The 22,126-nt window shown below is 54.1% G+C and carries 24 protein-coding genes and 1 pseudogene; 8 read left to right on the top strand and 17 right to left on the bottom strand.

The window, feature by feature from the left end:
* Positions 1-30: 30 nt before the first annotated feature.
* Positions 31-591, bottom strand: a complete 561-nt coding sequence (locus C2U54_RS04445) for an Ail/Lom family outer membrane beta-barrel protein (RefSeq protein ID WP_103177562.1) — start codon at positions 589-591, stop codon at positions 31-33.
* 196 nt (positions 592-787) lie between these two features.
* Positions 788-922, bottom strand: a pseudogene (locus C2U54_RS27695) (hypothetical protein); the annotation flags it as partial.
* 73 nt (positions 923-995) lie between these two features.
* On the opposite strand from C2U54_RS27695, the gene C2U54_RS04435 reads away from it, so the two are divergent.
* Both C2U54_RS04435 and C2U54_RS04430 read left to right on the top strand, forming a co-directional pair.
* Positions 996-1,238 carry a CopG family transcriptional regulator gene (locus C2U54_RS04435; protein ID WP_103177560.1) on the top strand — a complete coding sequence of 81 codons (243 nt, stop codon included), beginning with the start codon at positions 996-998 and terminating at the stop codon, positions 1,236-1,238.
* A gap of 2 nt (positions 1,239-1,240) precedes the next feature.
* On the top strand, positions 1,241-1,612 hold the full coding sequence (locus tag C2U54_RS04430) for a PIN domain-containing protein (RefSeq protein WP_103177559.1): 372 nt from the start codon (positions 1,241-1,243) through the stop codon (positions 1,610-1,612).
* 39 nt (positions 1,613-1,651) lie between these two features.
* Here C2U54_RS04430 and fdhE read toward each other — a convergent pair whose 3' ends face one another.
* From fdhE to fdnG, 4 genes are read right to left on the bottom strand one after another with little or no spacing between them, the layout of a single operon-like run.
* The gene (fdhE, locus tag C2U54_RS04425; protein ID WP_103177558.1) at positions 1,652-2,581 is read right to left on the bottom strand and encodes a formate dehydrogenase accessory protein FdhE; all 930 of its coding nucleotides are present in this window, start codon (positions 2,579-2,581) and stop codon (positions 1,652-1,654) included.
* Positions 2,578-3,213 (bottom strand): formate dehydrogenase cytochrome b556 subunit, encoded by a 636-nt coding sequence (gene fdoI / locus C2U54_RS04420; protein ID WP_103177557.1) that lies wholly within the window; start codon positions 3,211-3,213, stop codon positions 2,578-2,580. The genes fdhE and fdoI overlap by 4 nt, the downstream gene beginning before the upstream one ends.
* Positions 3,210-4,112 carry a formate dehydrogenase subunit beta gene (gene fdxH / locus C2U54_RS04415; protein ID WP_103177556.1) on the bottom strand — a complete coding sequence of 301 codons (903 nt, stop codon included), beginning with the start codon at positions 4,110-4,112 and terminating at the stop codon, positions 3,210-3,212. Before fdxH ends, fdoI begins: the two co-directional genes overlap by 4 nt.
* 12 nt (positions 4,113-4,124) lie before the next feature.
* Complete coding sequence (fdnG, locus tag C2U54_RS04410; RefSeq protein WP_139156309.1) at positions 4,125-7,175, bottom strand: formate dehydrogenase-N subunit alpha; 3,051 nt, start codon at positions 7,173-7,175, stop codon at positions 4,125-4,127.
* Positions 7,176-7,614: 439 nt separating this feature from the next.
* Here fdnG and fdhD point away from each other — a divergent pair, with 439 nt between their 5' ends.
* The 3 genes from fdhD (at position 7,615) to C2U54_RS04390 (ending at position 10,396) form a co-directional block, all read left to right on the top strand.
* Positions 7,615-8,415 (top strand): formate dehydrogenase accessory sulfurtransferase FdhD, encoded by an 801-nt coding sequence (gene fdhD, locus C2U54_RS04400; RefSeq protein ID WP_270094519.1) that lies wholly within the window; start codon positions 7,615-7,617, stop codon positions 8,413-8,415.
* Between the two features lie 114 nt (positions 8,416-8,529).
* Positions 8,530-8,742, top strand: coding sequence for a DUF1471 domain-containing protein (locus C2U54_RS04395; protein ID WP_103177552.1), 213 nt, complete (start codon positions 8,530-8,532; stop codon positions 8,740-8,742).
* 142 nt (positions 8,743-8,884) lie between these two features.
* A complete protein-coding gene (locus C2U54_RS04390; protein ID WP_103177551.1) occupies positions 8,885-10,396 on the top strand; it encodes a glycoside hydrolase family 43 protein in 1,512 nt (503 codons plus the stop codon).
* Positions 10,397-10,426: 30 nt separating this feature from the next.
* Here C2U54_RS04390 and C2U54_RS04385 read toward each other — a convergent pair whose 3' ends face one another.
* The 9 genes from C2U54_RS04385 to C2U54_RS04350 form a co-directional block, all read right to left on the bottom strand.
* Positions 10,427-11,125 (bottom strand): oligogalacturonate-specific porin KdgM family protein, encoded by a 699-nt coding sequence (locus C2U54_RS04385; protein WP_103177550.1) that lies wholly within the window; start codon positions 11,123-11,125, stop codon positions 10,427-10,429.
* Between the two features lie 181 nt (positions 11,126-11,306).
* The gene (locus tag C2U54_RS27690) at positions 11,307-11,801 is read right to left on the bottom strand and encodes an NAD(P)-dependent oxidoreductase (protein WP_233210509.1); all 495 of its coding nucleotides are present in this window, start codon (positions 11,799-11,801) and stop codon (positions 11,307-11,309) included.
* Positions 11,792-12,265 (bottom strand): hypothetical protein, encoded by a 474-nt coding sequence (locus tag C2U54_RS27685; RefSeq protein WP_233210508.1) that lies wholly within the window; start codon positions 12,263-12,265, stop codon positions 11,792-11,794. Before C2U54_RS27685 ends, C2U54_RS27690 begins: the two co-directional genes overlap by 10 nt.
* Before the next feature lie 47 nt (positions 12,266-12,312).
* Positions 12,313-13,155, bottom strand: coding sequence for a PTS system mannose/fructose/sorbose family transporter subunit IID (locus tag C2U54_RS04375; protein ID WP_103177549.1), 843 nt, complete (start codon positions 13,153-13,155; stop codon positions 12,313-12,315).
* Positions 13,148-13,948 (bottom strand): PTS mannose/fructose/sorbose/N-acetylgalactosamine transporter subunit IIC, encoded by an 801-nt coding sequence (locus C2U54_RS04370; RefSeq protein WP_103177548.1) that lies wholly within the window; start codon positions 13,946-13,948, stop codon positions 13,148-13,150. Before C2U54_RS04370 ends, C2U54_RS04375 begins: the two co-directional genes overlap by 8 nt.
* Before the next feature lie 11 nt (positions 13,949-13,959).
* Entirely contained in the window at positions 13,960-14,457 is a 498-nt protein-coding gene (locus C2U54_RS04365; protein WP_103177547.1) for a PTS system mannose/fructose/N-acetylgalactosamine-transporter subunit IIB, read from the bottom strand.
* Positions 14,458-14,470: 13 nt separating this feature from the next.
* The gene (locus C2U54_RS04360; RefSeq protein ID WP_103177546.1) at positions 14,471-15,649 is read right to left on the bottom strand and encodes a glycoside hydrolase family 88 protein; all 1,179 of its coding nucleotides are present in this window, start codon (positions 15,647-15,649) and stop codon (positions 14,471-14,473) included.
* A complete protein-coding gene (locus tag C2U54_RS04355) occupies positions 15,646-16,128 on the bottom strand; it encodes a PTS sugar transporter subunit IIA (RefSeq protein WP_103177545.1) in 483 nt (160 codons plus the stop codon). The genes C2U54_RS04360 and C2U54_RS04355 overlap by 4 nt, the downstream gene beginning before the upstream one ends.
* A 173-nt stretch (positions 16,129-16,301) precedes the next feature.
* Positions 16,302-18,905, bottom strand: coding sequence for a sigma 54-interacting transcriptional regulator (locus C2U54_RS04350; protein WP_103177544.1), 2,604 nt, complete (start codon positions 18,903-18,905; stop codon positions 16,302-16,304).
* 301 nt (positions 18,906-19,206) lie between these two features.
* On the opposite strand from C2U54_RS04350, the gene C2U54_RS04345 reads away from it, so the two are divergent.
* Positions 19,207-19,419 (top strand): DUF1471 domain-containing protein, encoded by a 213-nt coding sequence (locus C2U54_RS04345; protein ID WP_103177543.1) that lies wholly within the window; start codon positions 19,207-19,209, stop codon positions 19,417-19,419.
* A gap of 41 nt (positions 19,420-19,460) precedes the next feature.
* Here the strand turns inward: C2U54_RS04345 and C2U54_RS04340 are convergent, their stop codons facing one another.
* Both C2U54_RS04340 and C2U54_RS04335 read right to left on the bottom strand, forming a co-directional pair.
* Entirely contained in the window at positions 19,461-19,784 is a 324-nt protein-coding gene (locus C2U54_RS04340) for an AzlD domain-containing protein (RefSeq protein ID WP_103177542.1), read from the bottom strand.
* On the bottom strand, positions 19,784-20,443 hold the full coding sequence (locus tag C2U54_RS04335) for an AzlC family ABC transporter permease (RefSeq protein WP_103177541.1): 660 nt from the start codon (positions 20,441-20,443) through the stop codon (positions 19,784-19,786). Before C2U54_RS04335 ends, C2U54_RS04340 begins: the two co-directional genes overlap by 1 nt.
* A 103-nt stretch (positions 20,444-20,546) precedes the next feature.
* Between C2U54_RS04335 and C2U54_RS04330 the strand changes: the two genes are divergently transcribed.
* Both C2U54_RS04330 and C2U54_RS04325 read left to right on the top strand, forming a co-directional pair.
* On the top strand, positions 20,547-21,095 hold the full coding sequence (locus C2U54_RS04330; RefSeq protein ID WP_103177540.1) for a helix-turn-helix domain-containing protein: 549 nt from the start codon (positions 20,547-20,549) through the stop codon (positions 21,093-21,095).
* A gap of 19 nt (positions 21,096-21,114) precedes the next feature.
* Positions 21,115-22,110: a LacI family DNA-binding transcriptional regulator gene (locus tag C2U54_RS04325; protein ID WP_103177539.1), complete on the top strand. Its 996-nt coding sequence runs from the start codon at positions 21,115-21,117 to the stop codon at positions 22,108-22,110.
* Positions 22,111-22,126 lie beyond the last annotated feature (16 nt).

The raw sequence follows: 22,126 nt of genomic DNA, 5'->3' as shown, positions 1-22,126 counted from the left end.
CTCTCATTTTCATATCGTCAGGCTAATGACTTAAAAACGATAGCCCATGCCCACGTTAAAACCATTAATTGAATAGTCGCGATCCATACTGGCTTTTGTGCCTTCATAGCCGAGATTAATGGAGAGATTATCGACCGGGTTCATCACCATTCCCACTCCCCAGGCGAAAGACGCTGATCGCTCGGAAATACCGTCATGGTGCACTTCATTATGACCATAATTCACCCAGCGGGTATTCCCGGACGCTTTTACCCATGCGGTACCGCCGAGGGCATAGAGTGAAACATAGTCATTAATGCGGTACGCCGGTCCTGCCAGCAAAGAGTAGTAATTTACGTCTATATCATTGTGAACAATGTCGCGGGTTGCTAAATAATCTTGTTTAGTGTGCGTTTTCATCCAGGTAAAAGAGCCAAGAAGGCCGATCGGTGAATCAAATTCATAGCGATACTGGACGTTAACGCCGTTCAGGTTGTCAAAATCTTTTACGTCGCTGTGCGCGTAGCCTAAAGAAAAGGTGTGATGATTTGCAAAGGCCAGGCTGCTGGTCAGAGAGGCAGCCAGTAAAATTACCAGAGCGCTTTTATTCATTGATGTAATCCATTAATCAAAGAAACTAAATATTTAATAATGATGGTAAGAGGGGAGCGTGAAGATTATTTTCCCTTTATCACACTGCCTTGGGCGATTTATTTTGCGTTGCTAGCTTTGCGGGTGCAAACCTTAATTGCTTTATCACCAATGTGGGATTTCTTAATTCATTCTCTTTCCGCCGACACAGCATCCGCTCGCCAGCAAGCACCGTACTGGCAATGTAACCCGCCCTCCAGTCATCAATATTCTGGCTACATGAAGAGGATTTCCCCTGTGGTGAGAAACGCCTCTGGAAAGCGGCTCGAAAAAGTGTTCGCGGCTTTGACAATTTACTTTAACCCCAGGATGAGACGGTGTAAGTTGCCTGAAAATTAACCAAAGGTGATATGCTGGAGCGATATATGGCTTTATTGGCGAACCTTGCAATGGGCAGAATACTGATCGATTTATCGGATGACGTTATTCAACGTCTTGATAATCTAAAGAAACTCAGAAATCAGCCGCGCGCTGAATTACTACGAGAAGCAATAGAGCAGTATCTCGATCAACAGAGTGTCTCGATCATTCGTGATGCGTTGGGTCTGTGGGGTAACCAGCAAGAAGACGGCCTTGAGTATGAGCGTAAGCTACGCGAGGAGTGGTAACAGTGGAACACATGGCAGTGTTTGATACCAATATTCTCATCGATCTCTTTCATAATCGCATTGAGGCTGCAAATGCCATTGAAAGTGCTGCGTCGCACCGGACAATTAGCCTCATCACCTGGATGGAAGTCATGGTTGGGACTCGCAGGCACGGCCATGAGGCGAAAACGGCGGCAGTTATGGGCGCTTTCGAGATTATCGATATTACGCGTGAGATTGCTGAAAGAAGTGTATTGCTCCGCGAGAAGCATGGGATGAAACTTCCTGATGCCATTATTCTGGCCACAGCTCAGAGCAGAAACTGCCCGTTAATTTCACGCAATACCAAAGATTTTGCAGGTATAGCAGGGGTGGTTTCGCCCTATCAACTGTAGGCCGGGCAAGCTTGCGCCGCCCGGCACTCTCACAGGAGATTACTCCCCTTCACCCGGGAACAGGAACGGGTTAATAGAGCTGCGGGCAAAGCTCTCCTGCTCCATTTTTGCGTCCAGGATCAGCGTTGCGAGATCGTCAGCGACGGCTTCCACTTTCGGGTCTTTTTCCTGATACAAAATCTTCAGGTAGGTGCCGCAATCGCCGCAGCTCTCGGCTTTCACCGCGGACTGTTCATTTTCCAGCGACCAGTAGTGCAGATCGCGGGTCTGTTCACAGTTGCTGCACTTCACGCGCACCACGTGCCACTCGGTTTCACACAGGTTGCAGTGCAGGTAGCGCAACCCCTGAGTGGTTCCAATTTGCACCATGCTGGAGACCGGCATTGAACCGCACACCGGGCAGAACTGGCGGGCTTCACCATATTCAGCGCGGGCTTTACCCGGGATGAGGCTCGCCATTTGCGCCCAGTAGAGCGACAGGGCAGCCCAGATGAACGGGGCTTTATCACTGCTGACCGAGGCAAAATCAGAGGCAAACAGCGCGCTCGCCATCTGCTCCAGCTCCTGCTCGGAGGCTTTCTCAAGATTCTCGATCACCGCCAGCGCCGGGCCGCTCATCTCAGGCTTCAGCTCGGCAATCAGGGAGTGCAGCAGCTTATGCCAGTGCTTGTCGCGCGGCAGAACGTGGATATCCAGCGGCGGTTTGCCCTGCTCGTTCGCCTCTTTAATGCGCGCGGTCAGATCCATCTGCAGCGGATGGTCGTACAGCACCACTTCCTGGGCGTGGGCGATCAGCGCCGCAAAGCGCAGATAGTCGCCAAGCGGGTTGCTCTCAGCCAGCTCACGCAGGCGTTCCGCGCGGCGGTTGTAGAGGTTTTTTAGTCTGGGGAACAGTAACGGCGGAATCACTTCCGCCGTGCGTTTCTCGCTCGAACCCAGCTCATCTTGCGGGATTATGCGAATACTCATTCAGTTTTCTTTTCCGTTGTCTTTCGGACTTCGCGGTACCAGCGCGGGTGATGTTTCTTCGCCCACGTTTTGGTAACCCAGCCCTCCACCATCGCGGTAATGGTGCCTTTCACCCAGAGGGCGGCGTAGATATGCACCATGATAACCACAATTAACGCCACTGCGGCAAATGAATGCAGCATTAACGCAAATCGGATTACCGGGATTGAGAAAGCAGGCGCAAAGTACGGACGCCAGATGATCACGCCGCTCACCAGCAACAGGACCAGGAAGATAATCGCCGCCCAGAATACGCACTTCTGGCCGAAGTTATAACGCCCGGTGTCACCCACTTCCTCGTTGACGACGATCTTACGAATATTCTTCGCCCAAAAGATATCATCCCGATTGATTAGGTTATGGTGCCAGTAACGGAAAAACATGATGATGAACGAGGCAAACATCACCACACCCACGAACGGGTGCAGGATGCGCGCCAGCTGCGGCGTACCCAGGATCTGCATCAGCCAGTTGAAGGAGGGGAAGAAGAACCCCAGCCCGCTTATCGCCGCCAGCATGAAGCAGAAGGCGGTGACCCAGTGGTTGATACGTTCCGGTGCCGTGTAGCGCACGATGGTGTCACGTCTTTTCATTTGCGCACCTCGTCTTTCTCTTCATCCAGGTTGTCCTCTTCCTCTTCCGCACGGTTCGGACCGACACCCACGTAGTGGAAGATGCTCGCGGCGAAGGTGGCAGCAAAGCCCACCGCTGCCAGCGGCTTCCAGATACCTTTCCAGAACTTCACGGTGGCGCTGATCTCCGGGTTCTCCGGCAGGCCATGGTACAGATTCGGCTTGTCGGCGTGGTGCAGCACGTACATGACGTGCGTGCCGCCAACACCGGCCGGATCGTACAGGCCCGCGTTGTCGTAGCCGCGGGTTTTCAGCTCGGCTACGCGCTCACCCGCCAGGGTTTTCATATCCTCTTTGGAGCCAAAGTGGATAGCGCCGGTCGGGCAGGTCTTCACGCACGCCGGCTCCTGGCCGACGTTCACGCGGTCAACGCACAGCGTGCATTTGTAGACGCGGTTGTCTTCCGGGTTCATGCGCGGCACGTCGAACGGGCAGCCGGCGATGCAGTAGCCGCAGCCGATGCACTGCTCGGACTGGAAGTCGACGATGCCGTTGGCATACTGAATGATCGCTCCTTCCGACGGACACGCCTTAAGGCAGCCCGGATCCGCACAGTGCATACAGCCATCTTTGCGGATCAGCCACTCCAGTTTGTCGTTCTGCTCCACTTCCGAGAAGCGCATTACCGTCCAGGACTTGGCGGTCAGGTCGGCGGGGTTATCATAAACCCCGACGTTGTGACCCACTTCGTCACGGATGTCGTTCCACTCTGAACAGGCCACCTGACAGGCTTTACAGCCGATACAGGTGGTTACGTCGATAAGCTTCGCCACTTCCTGCTGGTGGTCCCGCGCCTGGGGCGCGGGGGTGAACCCGTTAGTCGCGGAACGACGAATGATGTCTTGCGATTGATAAGCCATAAGTCGTCTCCGTTACACCTTTTCCACGTTCACGAGGAAGGCCTTAAACTCCGGCGTCTGCGTGTTCGCATCGCCGACGAACGGCGTCAGGGTGTTGGCAATAAACCCTTTCTTCGCCACGCCCTCATAACCCCAGTGAATCGGAATACCGATGGTATCCACCTCCTGACCGTGAACGTTCAGCGTGCGAATACGCTTGGTCACCACTGCCTTGGCCTTGATGTAGCCGCGGTTAGAGGAGACCTTCACGGTATCGCCATGGGCGATGCCGAGCTTGTTCGCCAGCTTCTCGCCGATCTCCACAAACTGCTCCGGCTGCGCGATGGCGTTCAGCAGCGCGTGCTTGGTCCAGTAGTGGAAGTGCTCGGTCAGACGGTAAGTGGTGCCCACATACGGGAACTTGTCTTTTTTGCCCAACGCCTCGAAATCGCTCTTAAAGATACGGGCGGCCGGGTTAGAGACCACGTTCGGGTGCAGCGGGTTAGTGCCCAGCGGCGTCTCAAACGGCTCGTAGTGTTCCGGGAATGGCCCTTCCGCCATCTTATCGATAGCAAACAGGCGTCCCATCCCTTCAGGCTGCATGATAAACGGCCCGACATCGCTGCCCGGAGGCGCGGTGCTGTAGTCCGGAATATCCACGCCGCCCCACTTCGCGCCGTCCCACTTCAGCAGCTGACGCTTCGGATCCCACGGGTTGCCCTGCGGGTCAGCAGAGGCACGGTTATAGAGAATGCGGCGGTTCAGCGGCCACGACCATGCCCAGCCCAGCGTATTGCCGAGGCCCGACGGGTCGGCGTTATCGCGGTTAGCCATCTGGTTGCCTTTCGGCGTCCAGCTACCGGCAAAGATCCAGCAGCCGCTGGAGGTGGTGCCGTCGTCGCGCAGATGGGCAAAGGTACTCAGCTGATCGCCTTTCTTCGCCAGCACCGCCCCGGTGGCCGGGTCGATAACGTCTGCCAGCGCCTTACCGTTGCTCTCCATCGCCACCTCTTCCGGGGATGGATTCTCCGGCGTCGAGTAGTTCCAGGTCATGTTCAGCACCGGTTCCGGGTTCGCGCCGCCTTCAGCCGCGTACATCTTACGCAGACGTAAGAAGATACCGGCCAGGATCTCGCCGTCGTTCATGGCGATGCCCGGGGCGTCTGCACCCTTCCAGTGCCACTGCAGCCAGCGACCGGAGTTAACGATAGAGCCGTTCTCTTCCGCGAAGCAGGTGGATGGCAGACGGAACACTTCGGTCTGAATCGTCGACGGATCGACGTCGTTCGATTCGCCGTGGTTCTGCCAGAAGGTCGAGGTCTCGGTATTGAGCGGGTCAATGGTGACCAGGAACTTCAGTTTCGACAGGGATGCCACAACCTTGTTCTTGTTCGGGAAGGATGCCACCGGGTTAAAGCCCTGGCAGATATAGCCGTTGACCTGGCCCTGGTGCATCATCTCGAAGTACTGGAGTACGTCGTAGCCTTTGTCCCACTTCGGCAGCCAGTCAAAGCCCCAGCTGTTTTCCGCCGTCGCCTTGTCACCGAAGAAGGCTTTCATCATCGAGACGAAGAACTTCGGATAGTTGCTCCAGTAGTTCACCTGGCCTTCAAGCAGCGGTTTCGGGGTGCTGGCCGTCAGGTAGGTTTGCAGGTCGGTCTGTTTTTCGCTTGGCAGGCTCATGTAACCGGTCAGGCTCTGCGACAGCAGGCCGAGGTCGGTCAGACCCTGAATGTTGGAGTGGCCGCGCAGGGCGTTCACGCCGCCGCCTGCCATCCCCATGTTGCCGAGCAGCAGCTGAACCATCGCCATGGTACGAATGTTCTGCGCGCCGATGGAGTGTTGCGTCCAGCCGAGGGCATACAGGAACGACGCGGTTTTATCGTGAACGCTGGTTTCAGCGATCATCTCGCACACCTTCAGGAAGTCCGCTTTCGGCGTCCCGCAGATGTTTTCGACAACCTCCGGCGTATAGCGGGAAACGTGCTCTTTCAGCAGGTTCCACACGCAGCGCGGGTGTTGCAGGGTGGTGTCGCGCTTCGCAAAGCCATTCTCGTCCAGCTCGTAGTTCCAGCTGGTCTTGTCGTACTTGCGTTTTTCGGCGTCATAACCGCTGAACAGGCCATCTTCGAAGTGGTAATCCTCACGCACGATCAGGCTGGCGTTGGTATAGGCTTCGGTGTATTCGCGGTTATATTTTTCGTTGGTCATCAGGTACAGCAGTACGCCTGACAGGAAAGTGATGTCAGTACCTGAACGAATAGGGGTGTAGAAATCCGCCACCGACGCTGTACGCGTAAAGCGGGGATCGATCACAATCAGTTTCGCACCGTTGTGGATTTTGGCTTCCATCGCCCAGCGGAACCCAACAGGGTGCGCTTCAGCGGCGTTACCGCCCATCACCACAATAAGGTTGGCGTTTTTGATGTCGACCCAGTGGTTGGTCATCGCACCGCGACCAAATGTTGGAGCAAGACTTGCTACCGTTGGTCCGTGTCAGACACGCGCCTGGTTGTCGACCGCGAGCATACCGAGTGCGCGCGTAAATTTCTGGGTTAAATAGCCGGTTTCGTTGCTGGAGGCCGAGGCGCACAGCATGCCGGTGGAGAGCCAGCGGTTTACCGTTACACCATCTGCATTCTGGGCAATAAAGTTGGCATCGCGATCTTTTTTAATCAGTGTGGCGATGCGGTCAAATGCCTCTTCCCAGCTGATTTGCTGCCATTTATCTGAACCTGGCGCGCGATACTCAGGATATTTCAGGCGGCTTTCGGAGTGAATAAAGTCCACCAGACCGGCCCCTTTCGGGCAGAGCGCGCCGCGGTTAACCGGATGATCCGGGTCCCCTTCAATATGGAAAATAGATGCTTTGGCGTTTTTCGCGCCGTCGCCGAGGCTATACATTAACAGCCCACAGCCGACGGAGCAGTATGTACAGGTATTACGGGTTTCGCGGGTGCGCAGCAGTTTATACTGCCGCGTTTCCGCCAGCGCGACGCCGGGCGCAAAGCCCAGTGCTGCTGCCGTGGTGCCTGCCATACCGCCAGCGCAGATCTTAAAGAACTGCCTTCTGCTGACCTGCATGGGTCACTCCTTGTTTCGACATTGCTACCCTTCACTCTTCACGCCTGCGCGAATTATTTGGGGTCATTATTGTTTTACTTCACGGTTGATTTTTTGACCGCAAAGTTGAAAATTTGCGTTAAACCCTCATTTCCACGAGGGGTATGCCAGAATACCACAATGTCGGTACGCTTGTTCCAACGGCGTTAAAACAAAGTGAACGTATTATCACGGTGATGATTATAAAATGTGATATTGATCACATGGTGCCCCCGAACTGTTACAAACCTGTTCATGCGTCGGGTTTGTCCCTCAGGTAAAGTTGCGCGGACAGAGCGGTAAAAATTGATCCATACTATGCGCCAGGCCGGAAAAGTATGGTGCAATAGCAGGCCTCCCCACGTGGTTGCTCAGGAAATGCGTTGTGTTGAAACAAAATGGTGATACCCACCTTACGTCACTGCCTGCCGGTGTGGCAGAACGCCGGGTACACAGACCCCCTCAGATTAGCCTCCCGACTCCCGATTTTCTGGCGGAAGAGGTGCCCGTCGCGCTGGTTTATAACGGTATCTCCCATGTGGTGATGATGGCCTCCCCCAAAGATCTGGCGCTGTTTGCCATCGGCTTTTCGCTGTCTGAAGGCATCATTGAGCACCCGCGTGAGATCTACGGCATGGAGGTGATATCTGTGTGCAATGGTCTCGAAGTGCAGATTGAACTCTCCAGCCGACGCTTTATGGCTCTTAAAGAGCGCCGTCGCGCGCTGGCCGGGCGCACCGGCTGCGGCGTATGCGGCGTGGAGCAGCTGAACGACATCGGTAAGCCCATCACGCCGCTGCCCTTCAGCCAGACTTTCACCCTGGCGAACCTCGATATCGCGCTGCAAAATCTCAACTCGGTACAGCCGGTGGGCAATCTGAGTGGATGTACGCACGCCGCCGCCTGGGTTCTGCCGTCGGGTGAGATTGCTGGCGGGCATGAAGATGTCGGACGCCATGTGGCGCTGGATAAACTGCTGGGCCGCCGGGCGGGAGAAAGCGTCGCCTGGCAGCAGGGGGCCGCGCTGGTCTCCAGCCGGGCCAGCTACGAGATGGTGCAAAAAGCGGCGATGTGCGGCGTAGAGATCCTCTTTGCGGTATCCGCAGCCACCACGCTGGCGGTTGAGGTGGCAGAGCGTTGCAACCTGACGCTGGTGGGATTCTGCAAGCCGGGAAGAGCCACGGTCTATACCCATCCGCAGCGGTTGATTGTTGATCAGTAATTTTGAATGAAGTATGCAAATCCTTCCGCTATCAGTTGTTGGTGATGAGGCCTATTATTTATCACATCAAGGCACGGCGCCTTACACCAACAACTTATTGAAAGGGTCACTATCATGAAAAGCATCAAAACTTTTGTCGCTGTTATCGCTCTGGCTACTTCTTTCGGTTCTTTCGCTGCCCAGTCCGTCACCGCATCCGCCAGCACCATTGATGGCGCGGAAGCGAAAATTGCCGCTCAGGCTGAGCAGGCAGGCGCCTCCTCTTACACCATTACTCAGGCCTTCTCCGGCAACCGTGTCCACATGACTGCTGAACTGAACAAATAAGCACAAAGCATCTGTCGAAAGAGCGCCCCCGGGGCGCTTTTTTTGTGTCTAAAAAACTTTTACTTGTTTGTTTATTATCGCTTTTTTTGAGTGGTCTAAAAATTGCAGCGCAGGGAGAGTTTAATAACATAAGGCTCCTGATATGCCCCTGCTCTACCAAAACCCGATTATCCATGCTGACTTTGCCGATCCTGATGTCATTCGACAGGGTGACGACTTCTGGATGGTGGCGTCCAGTTTTCATCTGTTACCCGGTTTACCGCTGCTCCATTCCCGCGATCTCGTTCACTGGAAAATCGTCAACCACATCGTAAAAACCCTCCCATCACCTGAATACGATACTCCCCAGCCGGGCAAAGGTGTCTGGGCCCCGGCGATCCGTTTCCATAATGGCCGCTATTGGGTGTTTTACAGTTTACCGGATGAAGGGATTTACGTTTCTCATGCCGATGATCCGCTGGGTGAGTGGAGTGAACCCTACTGCCTTAAAGCGGAACCTGGCTGGATAGATCCCTGTCCGTTCTGGGACGATGATGGCCGCGCGTGGCTGATTCACGCTTTTGCTTTTAGCCGCAGCGGCGTGAAAAACAAGCTGCAGCTTTTCGAAATGTCACCCGATGCCACCCGACTACTCGACAATGGCCGCATTATTTTTGATGGCACGCCTACGCATCCTACTTTAGAAGGGCCGAAACTGTATAAACGTCACGGTGAATACTGGATTTTTGCCCCGGCGGGGGGAGTTAAACGCGGCTGGCAAACGGTACTCCGTGCTACCACCCTGAACGGGCCGTGGCAAAGTAGGGATGTGCTGCACCAGGGGAACACTGCCGTCAATGGCCCACATCAGGGAGCCTGGATAGAACTGGAAAATGGCGAAAACTGGTTTTTCCACTTTCAGGATAAAGGCGTTTATGGGCGCATTATTCATCTTCAGCCGCTGCGCTGGATGAGCGACGGCTGGCCACACATTGGGGAATCTCTTCATGGCACGCATAAAGGACAGCCCGTTTCGGTTCATCCGCTGCCGCAACTTCCCCTGTCGCCCTGTGCGCCACAAACCAGTGATGACTTTGCCAACGGGAAACCCGGGTTACAGTGGCAATGGCAGGGGAATCCGCAAAAAGAATGGTTAACCGAGGGGGAGACAGGCCTGCATTTAACCTGTTCACCGGCAGAAAACAAACATGCTATTTATCATCTGCCCCAGCTTTTATTACAGAACTTCCCGGCCGAACGCTTTACGGTTCGTACTCCTCTTTCACTTGCGTTTCGTCATGCTAAAGAGGAGGGCGGGCTGGTGGTGTATGGTCAGCGCTTTGCTGCCTTGCGCGCCGTTCAGGGCAATACGGGGGCACAACTCTGTCTGGATCACGGCTGGATAGACGATCGAGGCGAGCTGAATCTGACGTCGCTACCTGTTGTCGATCTGTTTGATGAAAAGCAGGTGGTGCTCGGTTTGCGGGTAGATTACGACGGCATCGTCCATTTTGGTTATCAACTTCCCGGCGAGGAATGGCATAACATTGCCCCGCAGTTTTCAGCAGGAGCTGGAAAATGGATTGGTGCCAGGATGGGGATTTACGCCCGCGGTCAGAATAGCGATCACCCTGGCTATGTGCGCTTTTCCCGCTTTACGGTCGCTACGCATTGAAACAGGGGCAGCGTTGCTGCCCCAAAGCACTTAGTCCAGGTAGTAACGAATACCAAGTCGGAAGCGAACCTGATCGTCATGATTTTGGTCCTGATCCAGCCAGGCAATTTCTGCGTAAGGTAGCCAGTGTTTATCTACGCGGTAGCGGGCAACGATACTCGGCTCCCAGTGGGTTTTTCTGCCGTTGGCTGCATTAAAATCACTGGTATTAACAAAAAACTCAGGGTTGAGTTGTAACCATAATTTTTCTGTTGCCTGATAGTTCATAAATAAATCGAACTGGTGGCTGTCGTTATAATCCATCTCACCGTTATAATCTCGCTCTTTATGGGTCATATGGTTATAACGATAACGACTGCTAAAACTTAACTGTTTACTGAATTTATAATCCAGACTGATATAGGGCGCCAGCTTGGTTCCGTTTGAATCAATATCCGTCAAGCCGCCTGGTGTTACGGACCATTTTTCATCTAAAGGAACAGGATACCAGCCTTCAAACTCCTGAAAGGTGCTCTTCATTTGGTCGAAATCCTGACCTAAATCGTACATCGCGGAGGCTAATACCCCTGCACCATTATCAAATATATGCCCAAGGCCGATTTTATATTGATTCTTTTCAGAAGCGGTTGTATGGGCATAACGATTATCAATCCAGGTGGCGGCGGCCAGCGTGTTCAGTGAAAAACAGGCAAGCGGAAATCCGAGCAGTAATGCATGTAATTTTTTCATTGTTAATCCTGTCATAATTTAAAAATAGGGTGAGACCCTTTATAAATAGCAAGGAGTATGCCAGAAATAATGTCTATAAATTATAAGGGGTTACCATCAGGCAGTTCGACACTTTATAAATAAAGGCGATAATTTCGTTTTTTTAGACGCAATGTATACACTGGCTGAGAATGCCATCACATTATTTCGTGCCTGAATTAAAGCACTCAGGGGCTTTTAGCCACTGTTGAAACTGGTCAAGAATATAATTGACCAGGCGACGCGTTTCATTATTCAACGAACCTGCAATGTGGCTGGTAAGTTGTACATTCGGTAGCGTATAAAGAAGCGAACCTGCGACGGGCGGTTCTGGTTTAGTGACGTCCAGTATTGCCGTCAGGTCAGGACGCGCGAGTAACACCTCAATAAGCTCGGGTTCGTTGACCTGCAAACCGCGCCCAGTGTTGATAAATACGGCACCCTCTCGCATTCGATAAAAAAGTTCGCCGTTAAGAATACCCTGGTTATCTGGCCGGGCAGGAAGATGATTACTGACGACCCAGGCGCGTGAGAAGGCCTCTTCGAGCGTCAATGTTCTTCTTTCTGGCCGTGAAGGTACAACAAGAACATCAAGATAAAAGGGTTGCAGCAGGCGCTGTAACGCTTGCGAAATGGCCCCTGCGCCAATCAGCGCCACGCACTCCTGATAATTGCCGGGCGCAGGGTGATGTTGGGAGAGAGAGACAAACGATCGGGTGCCGTATATTCCCGCTGATTCCGGAAATAGCCTTTACACCCCAGCAGTATGTGCGCGAGACAGAATTCTGCCACCGGAATGGCATTGGCTTGCCAAGCGCTGACAATCTTTACGCCCCGGCCGAGATAAGGCGCAGAAAAATAATCCGTAGAACCTGCGGCGTAAAATATCACCTTCAGGTTGGGCAGTTGGTCAAGCTGCTCCTCAGATAAACTTAACATCCCCCATGTTGCAAATATCACTTCAATCGATTTCAGCCCAGGCAAAAAAGTGTCGATGTTATCTGTTGAAATAATGTCCGGGAAAAGATTAATACGGGAGCGGATGTGATCGAGATGAAGAGGAAGGAAAACCTGATGAAACTTATCAGGCTGATTAGAAAAACACGCGGCTTGCCAGGTCATTTTCACTCCAGAGAAATAGCCCCTTCCAGAGGAAGGGGCGGAGAAGTTTAGACTATTCCAATACCCGCAGCCGCAAAGCCAAGGGCAATTAACAGCAGCAGCACTTTATTTGGGCTGACTTTTTTATTGAGGAGCTTAAGACATCCTAATACCAGTACCAGTGGTATTAAACCCACGCAAATTTTATCGAGAATATCCTGTAATACAAAAGGCTGCCCGGCAATAGTGGTCTGGAAAGTGGTGGTGAACTTCACCATACTGGCGCTCATGGCGCCCACCATCATTAAACCCATTATCGACGACGCTTTGGTAATGCAGCTTAATAATCCAGACTGCGTGGCTTCGGCAATATATTTTGAGCCGAGGCGATAACCCATCACACCACCATAATAACGCAGAAGATAACTGGGGATATTATAAATCAGCAGGAATAACAGAGGGCCCAATGGGTTACCCTGCGATGCCAGACCTATGGCGATACCGGTGGCGATAATACGCAGTACGCCATAGAAAAACGAATCACCGACGCCAGCAAACGGCCCCATCAGCGCAACTTTAATCCCGTTAATACTGGAGGTATCGAAGTTCGGGTTGGTCGCGTTCTCTTTTTCCATCGACAGCGTCAGGCCCATAATAAAGGGCGCGAAATGCTGGTTGGTATTGAAAAACTGACTGTTGCGTTTAAGCGCTTCAAGATAGCGATGCGGATCGTTGGCATAGATTTTTTTTAACATCGGTGCCAGCGCCCACCCGTAGCTCAGACCCTCCATACGGGTGAAGTTCATGGTGCCCAGCAGCGGGAACTGACGAATAAAAAGCTGACGGAATAATCTTTTTTCGCCTCTGTCTTCGCGACTTAGCGTAACGTCTTTCATCTGGATATCAGTCATTGAAGAACCCATCCTTATCATCAACAGAAGCTGGCGCGGCTGCCCCTGCCTGTTTGTTAGCTTTCAGCTGGTTGAACTCGTTGAAGCAGAGATAGACCGCGACCGAGGCGGCAATAATCGCGATGCCCATAATCGGCAGTTTTAAATAGGCCGCCATGGCGAAACCAATAAAGAAGAAGGCGGCAATATTTCGATTCCACAGCGCTTTCAACAAAATGGCAAAGCCCAGTGCAGGCAAAATGCCGCCGACGGCCGTCATACCGCGCATTACGGTGCCAGGAATGCTTTCGACCAGGCTACGGATGACATCGGTGCCAAACAGCACGCCAAAGAAGGCAATCAGGGCGAAGGGAACGCCGTAGAACAACGTCATGCCCAGCGTTAGAGCCAGGGCGGCACGGTCCCGACCTTGATCGAGAAGGGCGTCATATTTTTCGACCAGACCGGTGTAGACCAGCTTCAGCACCTGATAAACGAAGACCGCCAGCAGACTGATAGGTAATGCCAGCGCCACGGCGATCGGGGGTTCGGCGTGGGTCAGGATGGTAAAGGCCGTCGCCAGTACGGAGCCCACCGCCAGATCGGCCGGAACGGAGCCTCCGATGGTGATGGTGCCGAGGAAAATCAGCTCCAGCGTGGCCCCGATAATAATGCCCTGTTCAAGGTCGCCCAGCACCAGACCGACCAGCGCGCCACAGACAAGAGGACGCTCAATAAGAGGCTGGCCCAGCGTATGGTCAGCGGTTTTCACCAGGAACATAATCAACGCGACAAGAAATGCGGACGTTAACATAGCGACCTCGATTAATTGACGGCGCTTGCCAGCATCTCAATCAGGTTTTTCACCGGATGAGAGGGCAGAACCTGATATTCAACGGCGACATGGCGTGCGGCGATGGCCTGGAGGTCTGCCACATCTTCCGGTGTGACATAGACGGTATCGCTGATACGGGTTTTTGCCGCAAGATTGTCGGTAATGCGCCCAAAGTTGGCGACGTTCAGGGTTTTAATGCCCGGAACCTGCTCTACCAGACGACACGCATCCACTGCGTTATTCACAATCACCATTATTTTCATGCTTTCTGAACGCGGGTCATTCAGCACATCGCCAGCGTCTTTGACCGCCATAATGGCGCATTTAGCCGTGTCGGGTGCCGCCATGCGTAGCGACATTTTCTGCACGTCGTTATTCACGATCTGGTCGTTAGCGACGAGAATGCGGTTCACGCCCAGATGTTTGGTCCAGACCACGGCGACCTGGCCGTGAATCAAACGATCATCAATACGAACTAAAGAAATCATGGTGTAGCTCCGGTTAGCAGAAGTAGGGTGTCCAGACGCGGGAAAGGCGAACCAGGGCTTCAAAATAGAAGTAGTCGCCCCACAAATTGGGTTCGTTAATCCCCATGTTGCGGCCAAAGTTATAAACGCCTTCGCGAAGCAGGCCGTCTTGCGGATCCGCGAAGTAGTGTTGATGCAAATTTTGCATAATCAGTGCGATGGCATTGCCATAAGCAGGGCGTAGTGGGTCAGTCAGCGGCAGCTGTTTAAGCAGCTCTGCCAGCCCGCAAACGGCAATCGCTGCCGCTGAGGTATCGCGCCAGGCTTTATCCTCGGGCGTGAAGATAAGATCCCAGTAGCAGACATAATCTTCGGGCAAGCGGTTAAGGAAATAGTGGGCCAGACGGCGAGAAAGCTCAGGCTGGGTGGCGTCTCCCGTGTGGGTGAAGCTCAGAGCAAAACCGTAAATGCCCCACGCCTGGCCGCGGGCCCAGCATGAGCTGTCGCTAAAGCCCTGATGGGTATCCCCGCGCAGCGGTTTGCCGCTGTGGATATCCATATAAAAAGTGTGAAATGTTGACGCGTCATCACGCACCAGGTAGCGTGCCGCCTGCGCCAGATGCCGGGTAGCTGCTTCACGCCAGGTCTGGTTGCCCGTCTCATCGGCAGCCCAGAACAGCAGGGGAACGTTGAGGTTGCAGTCAATAATCATTCGCCCCTGACGCGCGGGGTCGCTCAGATCGCCCCATGCCTGAATCACGCCTGCCGTGGCGTTAAAGCGCTGATACAGCAACTCTGCGGCGCGTAATGCCAGGCTGCGGGCGCGGGTATTGCCGGTGAGCTTCCAGGCATTTACGCAGGAGAGCAAGTAAAGGAAACCCAGGTCGTGGGTATCGACCTTGATTCTGCTATCGAGGCGCTCCTCAAAGCTGTCGAGGAGGCTTTCTGCCACCGCACGATATTTGTTATCGCCGGTCACTTCCCAGGCCAGCCACAGCATTCCGGTCCAGAACCCTTCTGTCCAGTCGACCTTTTCGACCGCCGGATAGCGGCCTTCGGTGGCGCTGGCTGCCGGGAAGGTGGTGGTAAATCGTGGCAGCATGGCGTCGATCTGGCGAATGACTTTTGCGATAGCCTCCTGCAACCAGCGGGCATCCAGCCCGGCGTGCGGCAGGCTATAGCGAGCATCCAGGGTTTCGAGGGCGATCTTCACTGGCTATCCTCCAGGGTAAAGAAATCGTCGACGCCATCCCGGCTATCAGCATGTTGTGGCTGACGAGCCGACGCAATCTCAGGTAAGACGTTCATGTATTGCATTGCCCCGCTGGCCGCCGCTATCGCGTCCTGAAGGCGCAGAGCCGTTTCGTCATGTTCGGACATACAGAATTCCATCAGCATGATCAGGTTTGCCCCGCTGACAACATGCACGTGGGGGTATCTGACCATCATCTGTATGGCCGTGTTATTGACGCTTCCACCAGGCATATCGGTAAACAGCACCAGCTCATTTCCCCGACTGGCTGCCTCCCTGGCCATAGCATCAAAGCGAACGCCCAGCTCTGCTGTGGAGCCGATCTCGCCGCAGTAAGCACAAACGGGCGTGACGCCGTGATCCTCGCCAATTAATAAATTCAGGGCCGAAATAATGCCTTCGGCATAGCGGCCATGGGTTGCGACATACATCTCTCGCATGGGGTATTCCTTACGCTTTTCTGGGTGTCTGACGATAATTTGCAAAGCCCGTGCCATGTTTTTAATGGTTTGATTTTATTGATTTAATTGGTAATTCTGGACGCTGATTTTAGTGTCGGGAAGGGCGTTTATGCAGTGTCGAAGCGTGCGCCAGCCTGCGCTGGCGTCACGGATTACGAAAGGGCATCAGTGGCAATCCACGGCTCCATAATTTCGTAAATCATCAACACTTCAGTGAGAGGGAGAGTGATGTTGTATTTGCGATTTAGCGCCTGGAAAAAGGTGTCATGTACGGCAACGAAGGCCGTCTGCTCGGGTGTAAGTTGCGCCTCTTCGCGCTGGCGCACGCCGTTATTCACCATTACCCGTTCAATCATCAGCGCAATGTGCATAAAGAGATTGATGCGCAGGTAGCTCTCGAAATGGATTTTATAGAATGCTTCGTACTGTTTAATCACCGCTTCCACTTCATCGATGATGACCACCGGATTGAGGAAGTTCAGGCGGCTGGCAACGCCTTCTACGGTGAAGAGTTTCACTACCTCTTCCACCATCGGCTCCAGGCCGCCGTCCGTCAGCAGCCCGTGGAAGTAGTCACGTTTCAGGATTTGAGTTTTCTCTTTAATCAACTGCTCGACGCTAATCAGCGGTATATAGCCCGCCTCCAGATCGGTGGTGGTGATGATGAGACGCGTACCGTTCAGGGCAGGGTCGGCGCGGGTAATTTTCCATTTCAGATCGTCATATTCCATCGTAATGATGTCGATGCTTTCCTGGGCAAGGTAACGCTGAACGATATCTTTCAACTTTCGTGAGATGCCTTCACCAGAGATGCAGGAGATAATGATTTTATTGCCGGGCTGCATCCCCGCGTAGTAGCGTGCTTCCACCTCATAAGCGCCTTTGGTGCCTTCGATGATGGCCTCCATCGACTGCTGTTCCTGAATTCTGGAGGCAATATCCAGCGCCATCGCGGTGCTGACATTGTTAATCACCAGCAGCTCGCCGTGCAGATGAAGCTTAATCTCTTCGTAGATCTCCTTTAGCGACCCCATATCCACCAGGATGATTAATCCGGCACCTTGTCTGAGGCGGGAAAGATGCGTAATCAGTAAATCGATAATTTCCCGGGTGGATGTCGCATTGGGCATATCGAAGGCTTTGAAGTAATAGCCGCCGGTCAGCTGGTTGGCGATGCCAGCAATGCTGGAGGCGGTAGAGCGGCCATGCGAGACAATGATGCCCTGGATAAGATCATCTTCTCCGGCCTGGGTGTGAAACGCGCAGCTCAGCAGCGGCATAAGCAAGGGCAGGGGCTGGTTAACCACGTGCTTTGCCAGCAGCGCGAGGCACTCTTCCGCCAGCAGCCGGGCTTTGCCGGAGACGTAATCTGAGATGTTTTGCAACTCACTAACCGCGTCTGGTTGTTGAGGTGTATTCAACGCATAGTTCAGACAGAGCCAGACCGCTTTACGGATCTCCTGCCCACAGGGAACACCGGTCTGGATCTCGAGTTCATTTATCGCGTGCATGGTGTTTTGCCACAGATAGCCGCTATAAATGGCTTCCGGAGCCATGATGCCACTCACTGAGGTCAGCAGCTGCTCCATCTTACGGTTCAGTAGCAGGACGTTGCCGCTATGGCAGAACTCACGGAAGATCACTGCATCGTGCATCGCCTTTGGGATGACTATGCTGGCATCGGGCGTATCGCCAGGCTGGCGTGCAGAAATCACCAGGGTTTCACCGCTGGTCTGCGCGCTCCGTAGCAAGATGACCGCCGCATCGCGGCGATCGCTCCACGCGCTGGCACACATGACTTTGATCTGGTTTTTAAGTTCGCCAATATTGCCGCGCACCGGAGAGGTCACCAGCTGGTGCATAAGCAAATTGTCGAGGTGAATGTCCCGCCGCAAGCTGCGCGCTTCCTGCTGGAGAAAATGGCTGACGTGAGCAACGCGTTCGGTTAGCGAACGCGATAAATAGTTGGGCAGCGTCACGCGGACCGGGATCCGTCGGCGAAAGGTGTTAAGTAATACCGTCTCGATATTTTCCGTGGTGGCGAAGATAAAGCGCAGCGAGGCAGGGTGACGGGTTCGGTTATCCCCCAGACGGTAGAAATAGCCTTTGTCCATAAACAGGAAGAGTTTCTCCTGATTCTCCGCCGACAGACGATGAACTTCATCCAGAAACAGAAAACCGCCATCGGCCTCATCAAAAGCACCGCGCTTTTCACGATCGGCCCCCGTAAAGGCGCCACGGGTATAGCCAAAAAGGGTGGCTGACAGCAGTTCAGGGTTGTTGGCGTAATCGGCGCAGTTCAGCTCAACAAAAGGTTTCTCCGCAGCCACGACGCCACGCTCCACCGCATAGCGGTGAATAAGCATCGCCAGATGGCTTTTCCCCACGCCGCTTTCACCGGAGATCAGTACCGGCAAACCTTCGCCTGGGTAATCCACTGCGGAACGACAGAGTGCCACCGCCTCTGCCAGACTTCCTTTTGCGCCAATCAGCGTCTGAAAGACGTCCTCTCTTTTCGACACTAAATGAGAAGATGATAGCGTTTCGGTGTTGTTCTGGCGGACATAGAAGCGGACGGGGCGGGTATTTTCCTTACTTAACTGACCATCATCGCAAAGCCTGTTCAGGTAATGGCTAAGTACGCTGCGGTTAACTGGCATAAAGTCAGCACAGTCCTGAGCCGTGAAACCAGAAGGGCTGGCAGCATAATGCGTTAAAATTTTATGGAATAGCTTTTCTTTCGCTGACAGAGCCATCAGTTATTGTCCTGCGTAGAGTAGAAAAAAGTGTCGAAAGTAGTTAGACACTAGACACTAACTTTATGATTCGACACTGATTACTTTCCCCGTCGTGACACGAAAATGAAACCCTGTTTTGGCTGGAATGTGATCCCGATCGCCGGGAATTTTGTGTGGGATTAAAAGCAGGTATTTAAATCAGTAATTTTGAATTAAGTAAGCAAATCCTTCCGCTATCAGTTGTTGGTGATGAGGCCTATTATTTATCACATCAAGGCACGACGCCTTACACCAACAACTTATTGAAAGGGTCACTATCATGAAAAGCATCAAAATTTTTGTCGCTGTTATCGCTCTGGCTACTTCTTTCGGTTCTTTCGCTGCCCAGTCCGTCACCGCATCCGCCAGCACCATTGATGGCGCGGAAGCGAAAATTGCCGCTCAGGCTGAGCAGGCAGGCGCTTCCTCTTACACCATTACCCAGGCCTTCTCCGGTAACCGTGTACACATGACCGCTGAACTGAACAAATAAGCACACAGCATCTGTCGAAAGAGCGCCCCCGGGGCGCTTTTTTAGTTTATGCCCGCCAGACGTAATAGCGCCGTAACCACCGCCGCCGCGACAATCACGAAAATCAACGGCACCTTGCGCCAGGCGAGGAACACCGCAAAGGCCACACCCAACACCCGCGCCATCCCGGCGAAATGTTCTCCTTCATAGAAGGTGGTCGCCAGCGCCACCGAAAAGAGCAACACCGTTGCCGCATCCGAGAGCAGCGCCTGGGAGCGTTCAGACAGCGCTAACCGGCTGCCCAGTTTCGCCCCGCCGAGACGCATCAGGTAGGTGCCTGCGGAAAGCAGGGCGATGCCGAGAATAAAGACGGTTATATTTTCCATTATTTCTTCCTCGCCGCGAGGCCAAGCAGGGAGAGCAGCACCGGCAGCCCCACCGGCGCAAACGGCACCGCGGCCAGGGACAACGCCGCCCCGCTACAGGCGCGAATCAGCGTGGTGCGGTTTTTAAAGGCGGGCACGACTAAGGCCAGCAAAATGGCCGGGAAGACCGCATCCAGCCCGATGGTCTCCGGCTCCGGCAGCAGTTTGCCGACCATCGCTCCCAGCAGGGTGCCCAGCGGCCAGATGATGGCCACCCCCAGGCCGCAGAGCCAGTAGGCGGCTTTACGCTGTTCCGGCGTTTTTTGCGACAGGCCAAAGACCACGCTTTCGTCATTCATAATGTGACAGCCCAGCAAGCTGGCGCCGCGTTTGCCCACCAGCTCACGCACCGTTACGCCAAATGGTACGTGGCGGGCATTGACCAGCAGCCCGGCGGCGGCCGCGGCAAGGGGATTACCGCCGCTGGCGACAATGCCGATAAACATAAATTCCGAGGCGCCCGCCAGCACCGAAATGGAGAGAACAAACGGCACCCACAGCGGAAAACCGTACGCCATCGCCAGCGAGCCGTAGGACATCCCCACGACGCCCACCGCCAGACAGACCAGGATGATGGCTTTGACCGTGTCGCCATTGAGACAAGAGAATGTGTGCTTCATACAAATTTAGCCATATCGAACGAGTATCCATTATAATGAACGCAATAAGATCGTTTATCAAGATGAACGATTCGTTCGTTTTAACAGTGTGTGAGATCGTTTTATGACGCAGCCAATTAGCGTGATCGCCAAAAGTCTGGTGCGAGAGCGCACGCGGACCGGGCTTTCACTGGCGGAGATCGCCCGCCGTGCCGGGATCGCCAAATCCACGCTCTCCCAGCTGGAGTCCGGTAACGGCAACCCCAGCCTCGAAACGTTATGGTCGCTCTGTGTGGCGCTGGATATTCCGTTTGCCCGCCTGCTTGAACCGCAGCAGCCTGCCACCCAGGTGATCCGCCTGGGTGAAGGCACAAAAGTGGTGGCGGAACAGGCAAACTATGAGGCCATTTTACTGGCGGCATGCCCGCCGGGCGCCCGACGCGATATCTATATTTTGATGGCCCAGCCCGGCGCGGATCGTATCTCCCATCCGCACCCGCCGGGTTCGGTTGAGCATATTATTGTGATGAAGGGGCGGGCGCTGATTGGCCTGACCGAATCGCCCGAGGAGCTGGGGCCAGGGGACTATATTTGCTATCCTGCCGACCAGCCGCATCTCTTCAAAGCCCTTGAGCCCGATACGTATGCGCTCATGGTGGCGGAACAAAACTAACCCAAAGACACGGATAATCATGTCGCTTAAAGCCATTGCTAAAGAACTGGGACTGTCGGTAACGACGGTAAGCCGCGCCCTCAACGGCTATTATGACGTTTCCAGCGAGACGCGGGCCCGCGTGGAGGCTGAAGCGCAGCGGCGCGGCTATCGCCCGAACACTTTTGCCCGGCGTCTGAAGATGGGCAAGATCGACGCCGTGGGGCTGGTCTTTCCGGTTCATCCTGTTCCGCTCAATAACAGCGTCTTTATGGACATGGTCGGCGAAATTAGCCACCAATTAGCGCGTCATGAGATCGACTTACTGCTCATTGCCGATGACGATCTGGCTGATAAACACAGCTATATGCGGATGGTGCAGAGCCGTCGTGTGGATGCGCTGATTGTGGCCCATACGCTGGATAACGATCCGCGTCTGGAGCAGTTGCAGGCCGCCGGGTTCCCCTTCCTGGCGCTCGGGCGCAGCCATCTGCCAAAGCCCTATGCCTGGTTCGACTTTGATAACTATGCGGGCACGCATACTGCCACCCAGCACCTGATTGCGCGCGGGCATCAACGCATCGCGTACCTGGGCGAAAGCCACAATCAGGCTTTTATCACTCAGCGCCGTCAGGGCTATCTTGACGCCCTGAAAGAGGCCGGACTCTCCAGCGAATGGCTGCGCACCATGCCGCCTTCACGCCGCGCAGGCTATACCACTACCCAACAACTGCTGGCGCTGGATGCGCCCCCGACAGCGATCGTCACCGATTGCAACACTCACGGTGACGGTGCGGCGATGGCGCTGGCGCAGATGGGACGCTTAACCGGCGAGCATGCCGTGTCGCTGGTGGTGTATGACGGCCTGCCGCAGGACAGCATTGTCGATATCGACGTGGCGGCGGTGATCCAGTCCACCCGTCAGGGCGTGGGTAAGCAGATCGCCGATATGGTGCTGCAACTGATTAATGGCAGCGAAATAAGCCAGCTTCAGGTGTTATGGCAACCGGAATTCTCTCCGGGCCAGACGGCATAATTCTCCCTAATTTCTA

The organism is Leclercia sp. LSNIH1, assembly GCF_002902985.1.
Lineage (GTDB): Bacteria > Pseudomonadota > Gammaproteobacteria > Enterobacterales > Enterobacteriaceae > Enterobacter.
This window is presented reverse-complemented; position numbering and strand designations above follow the sequence as displayed.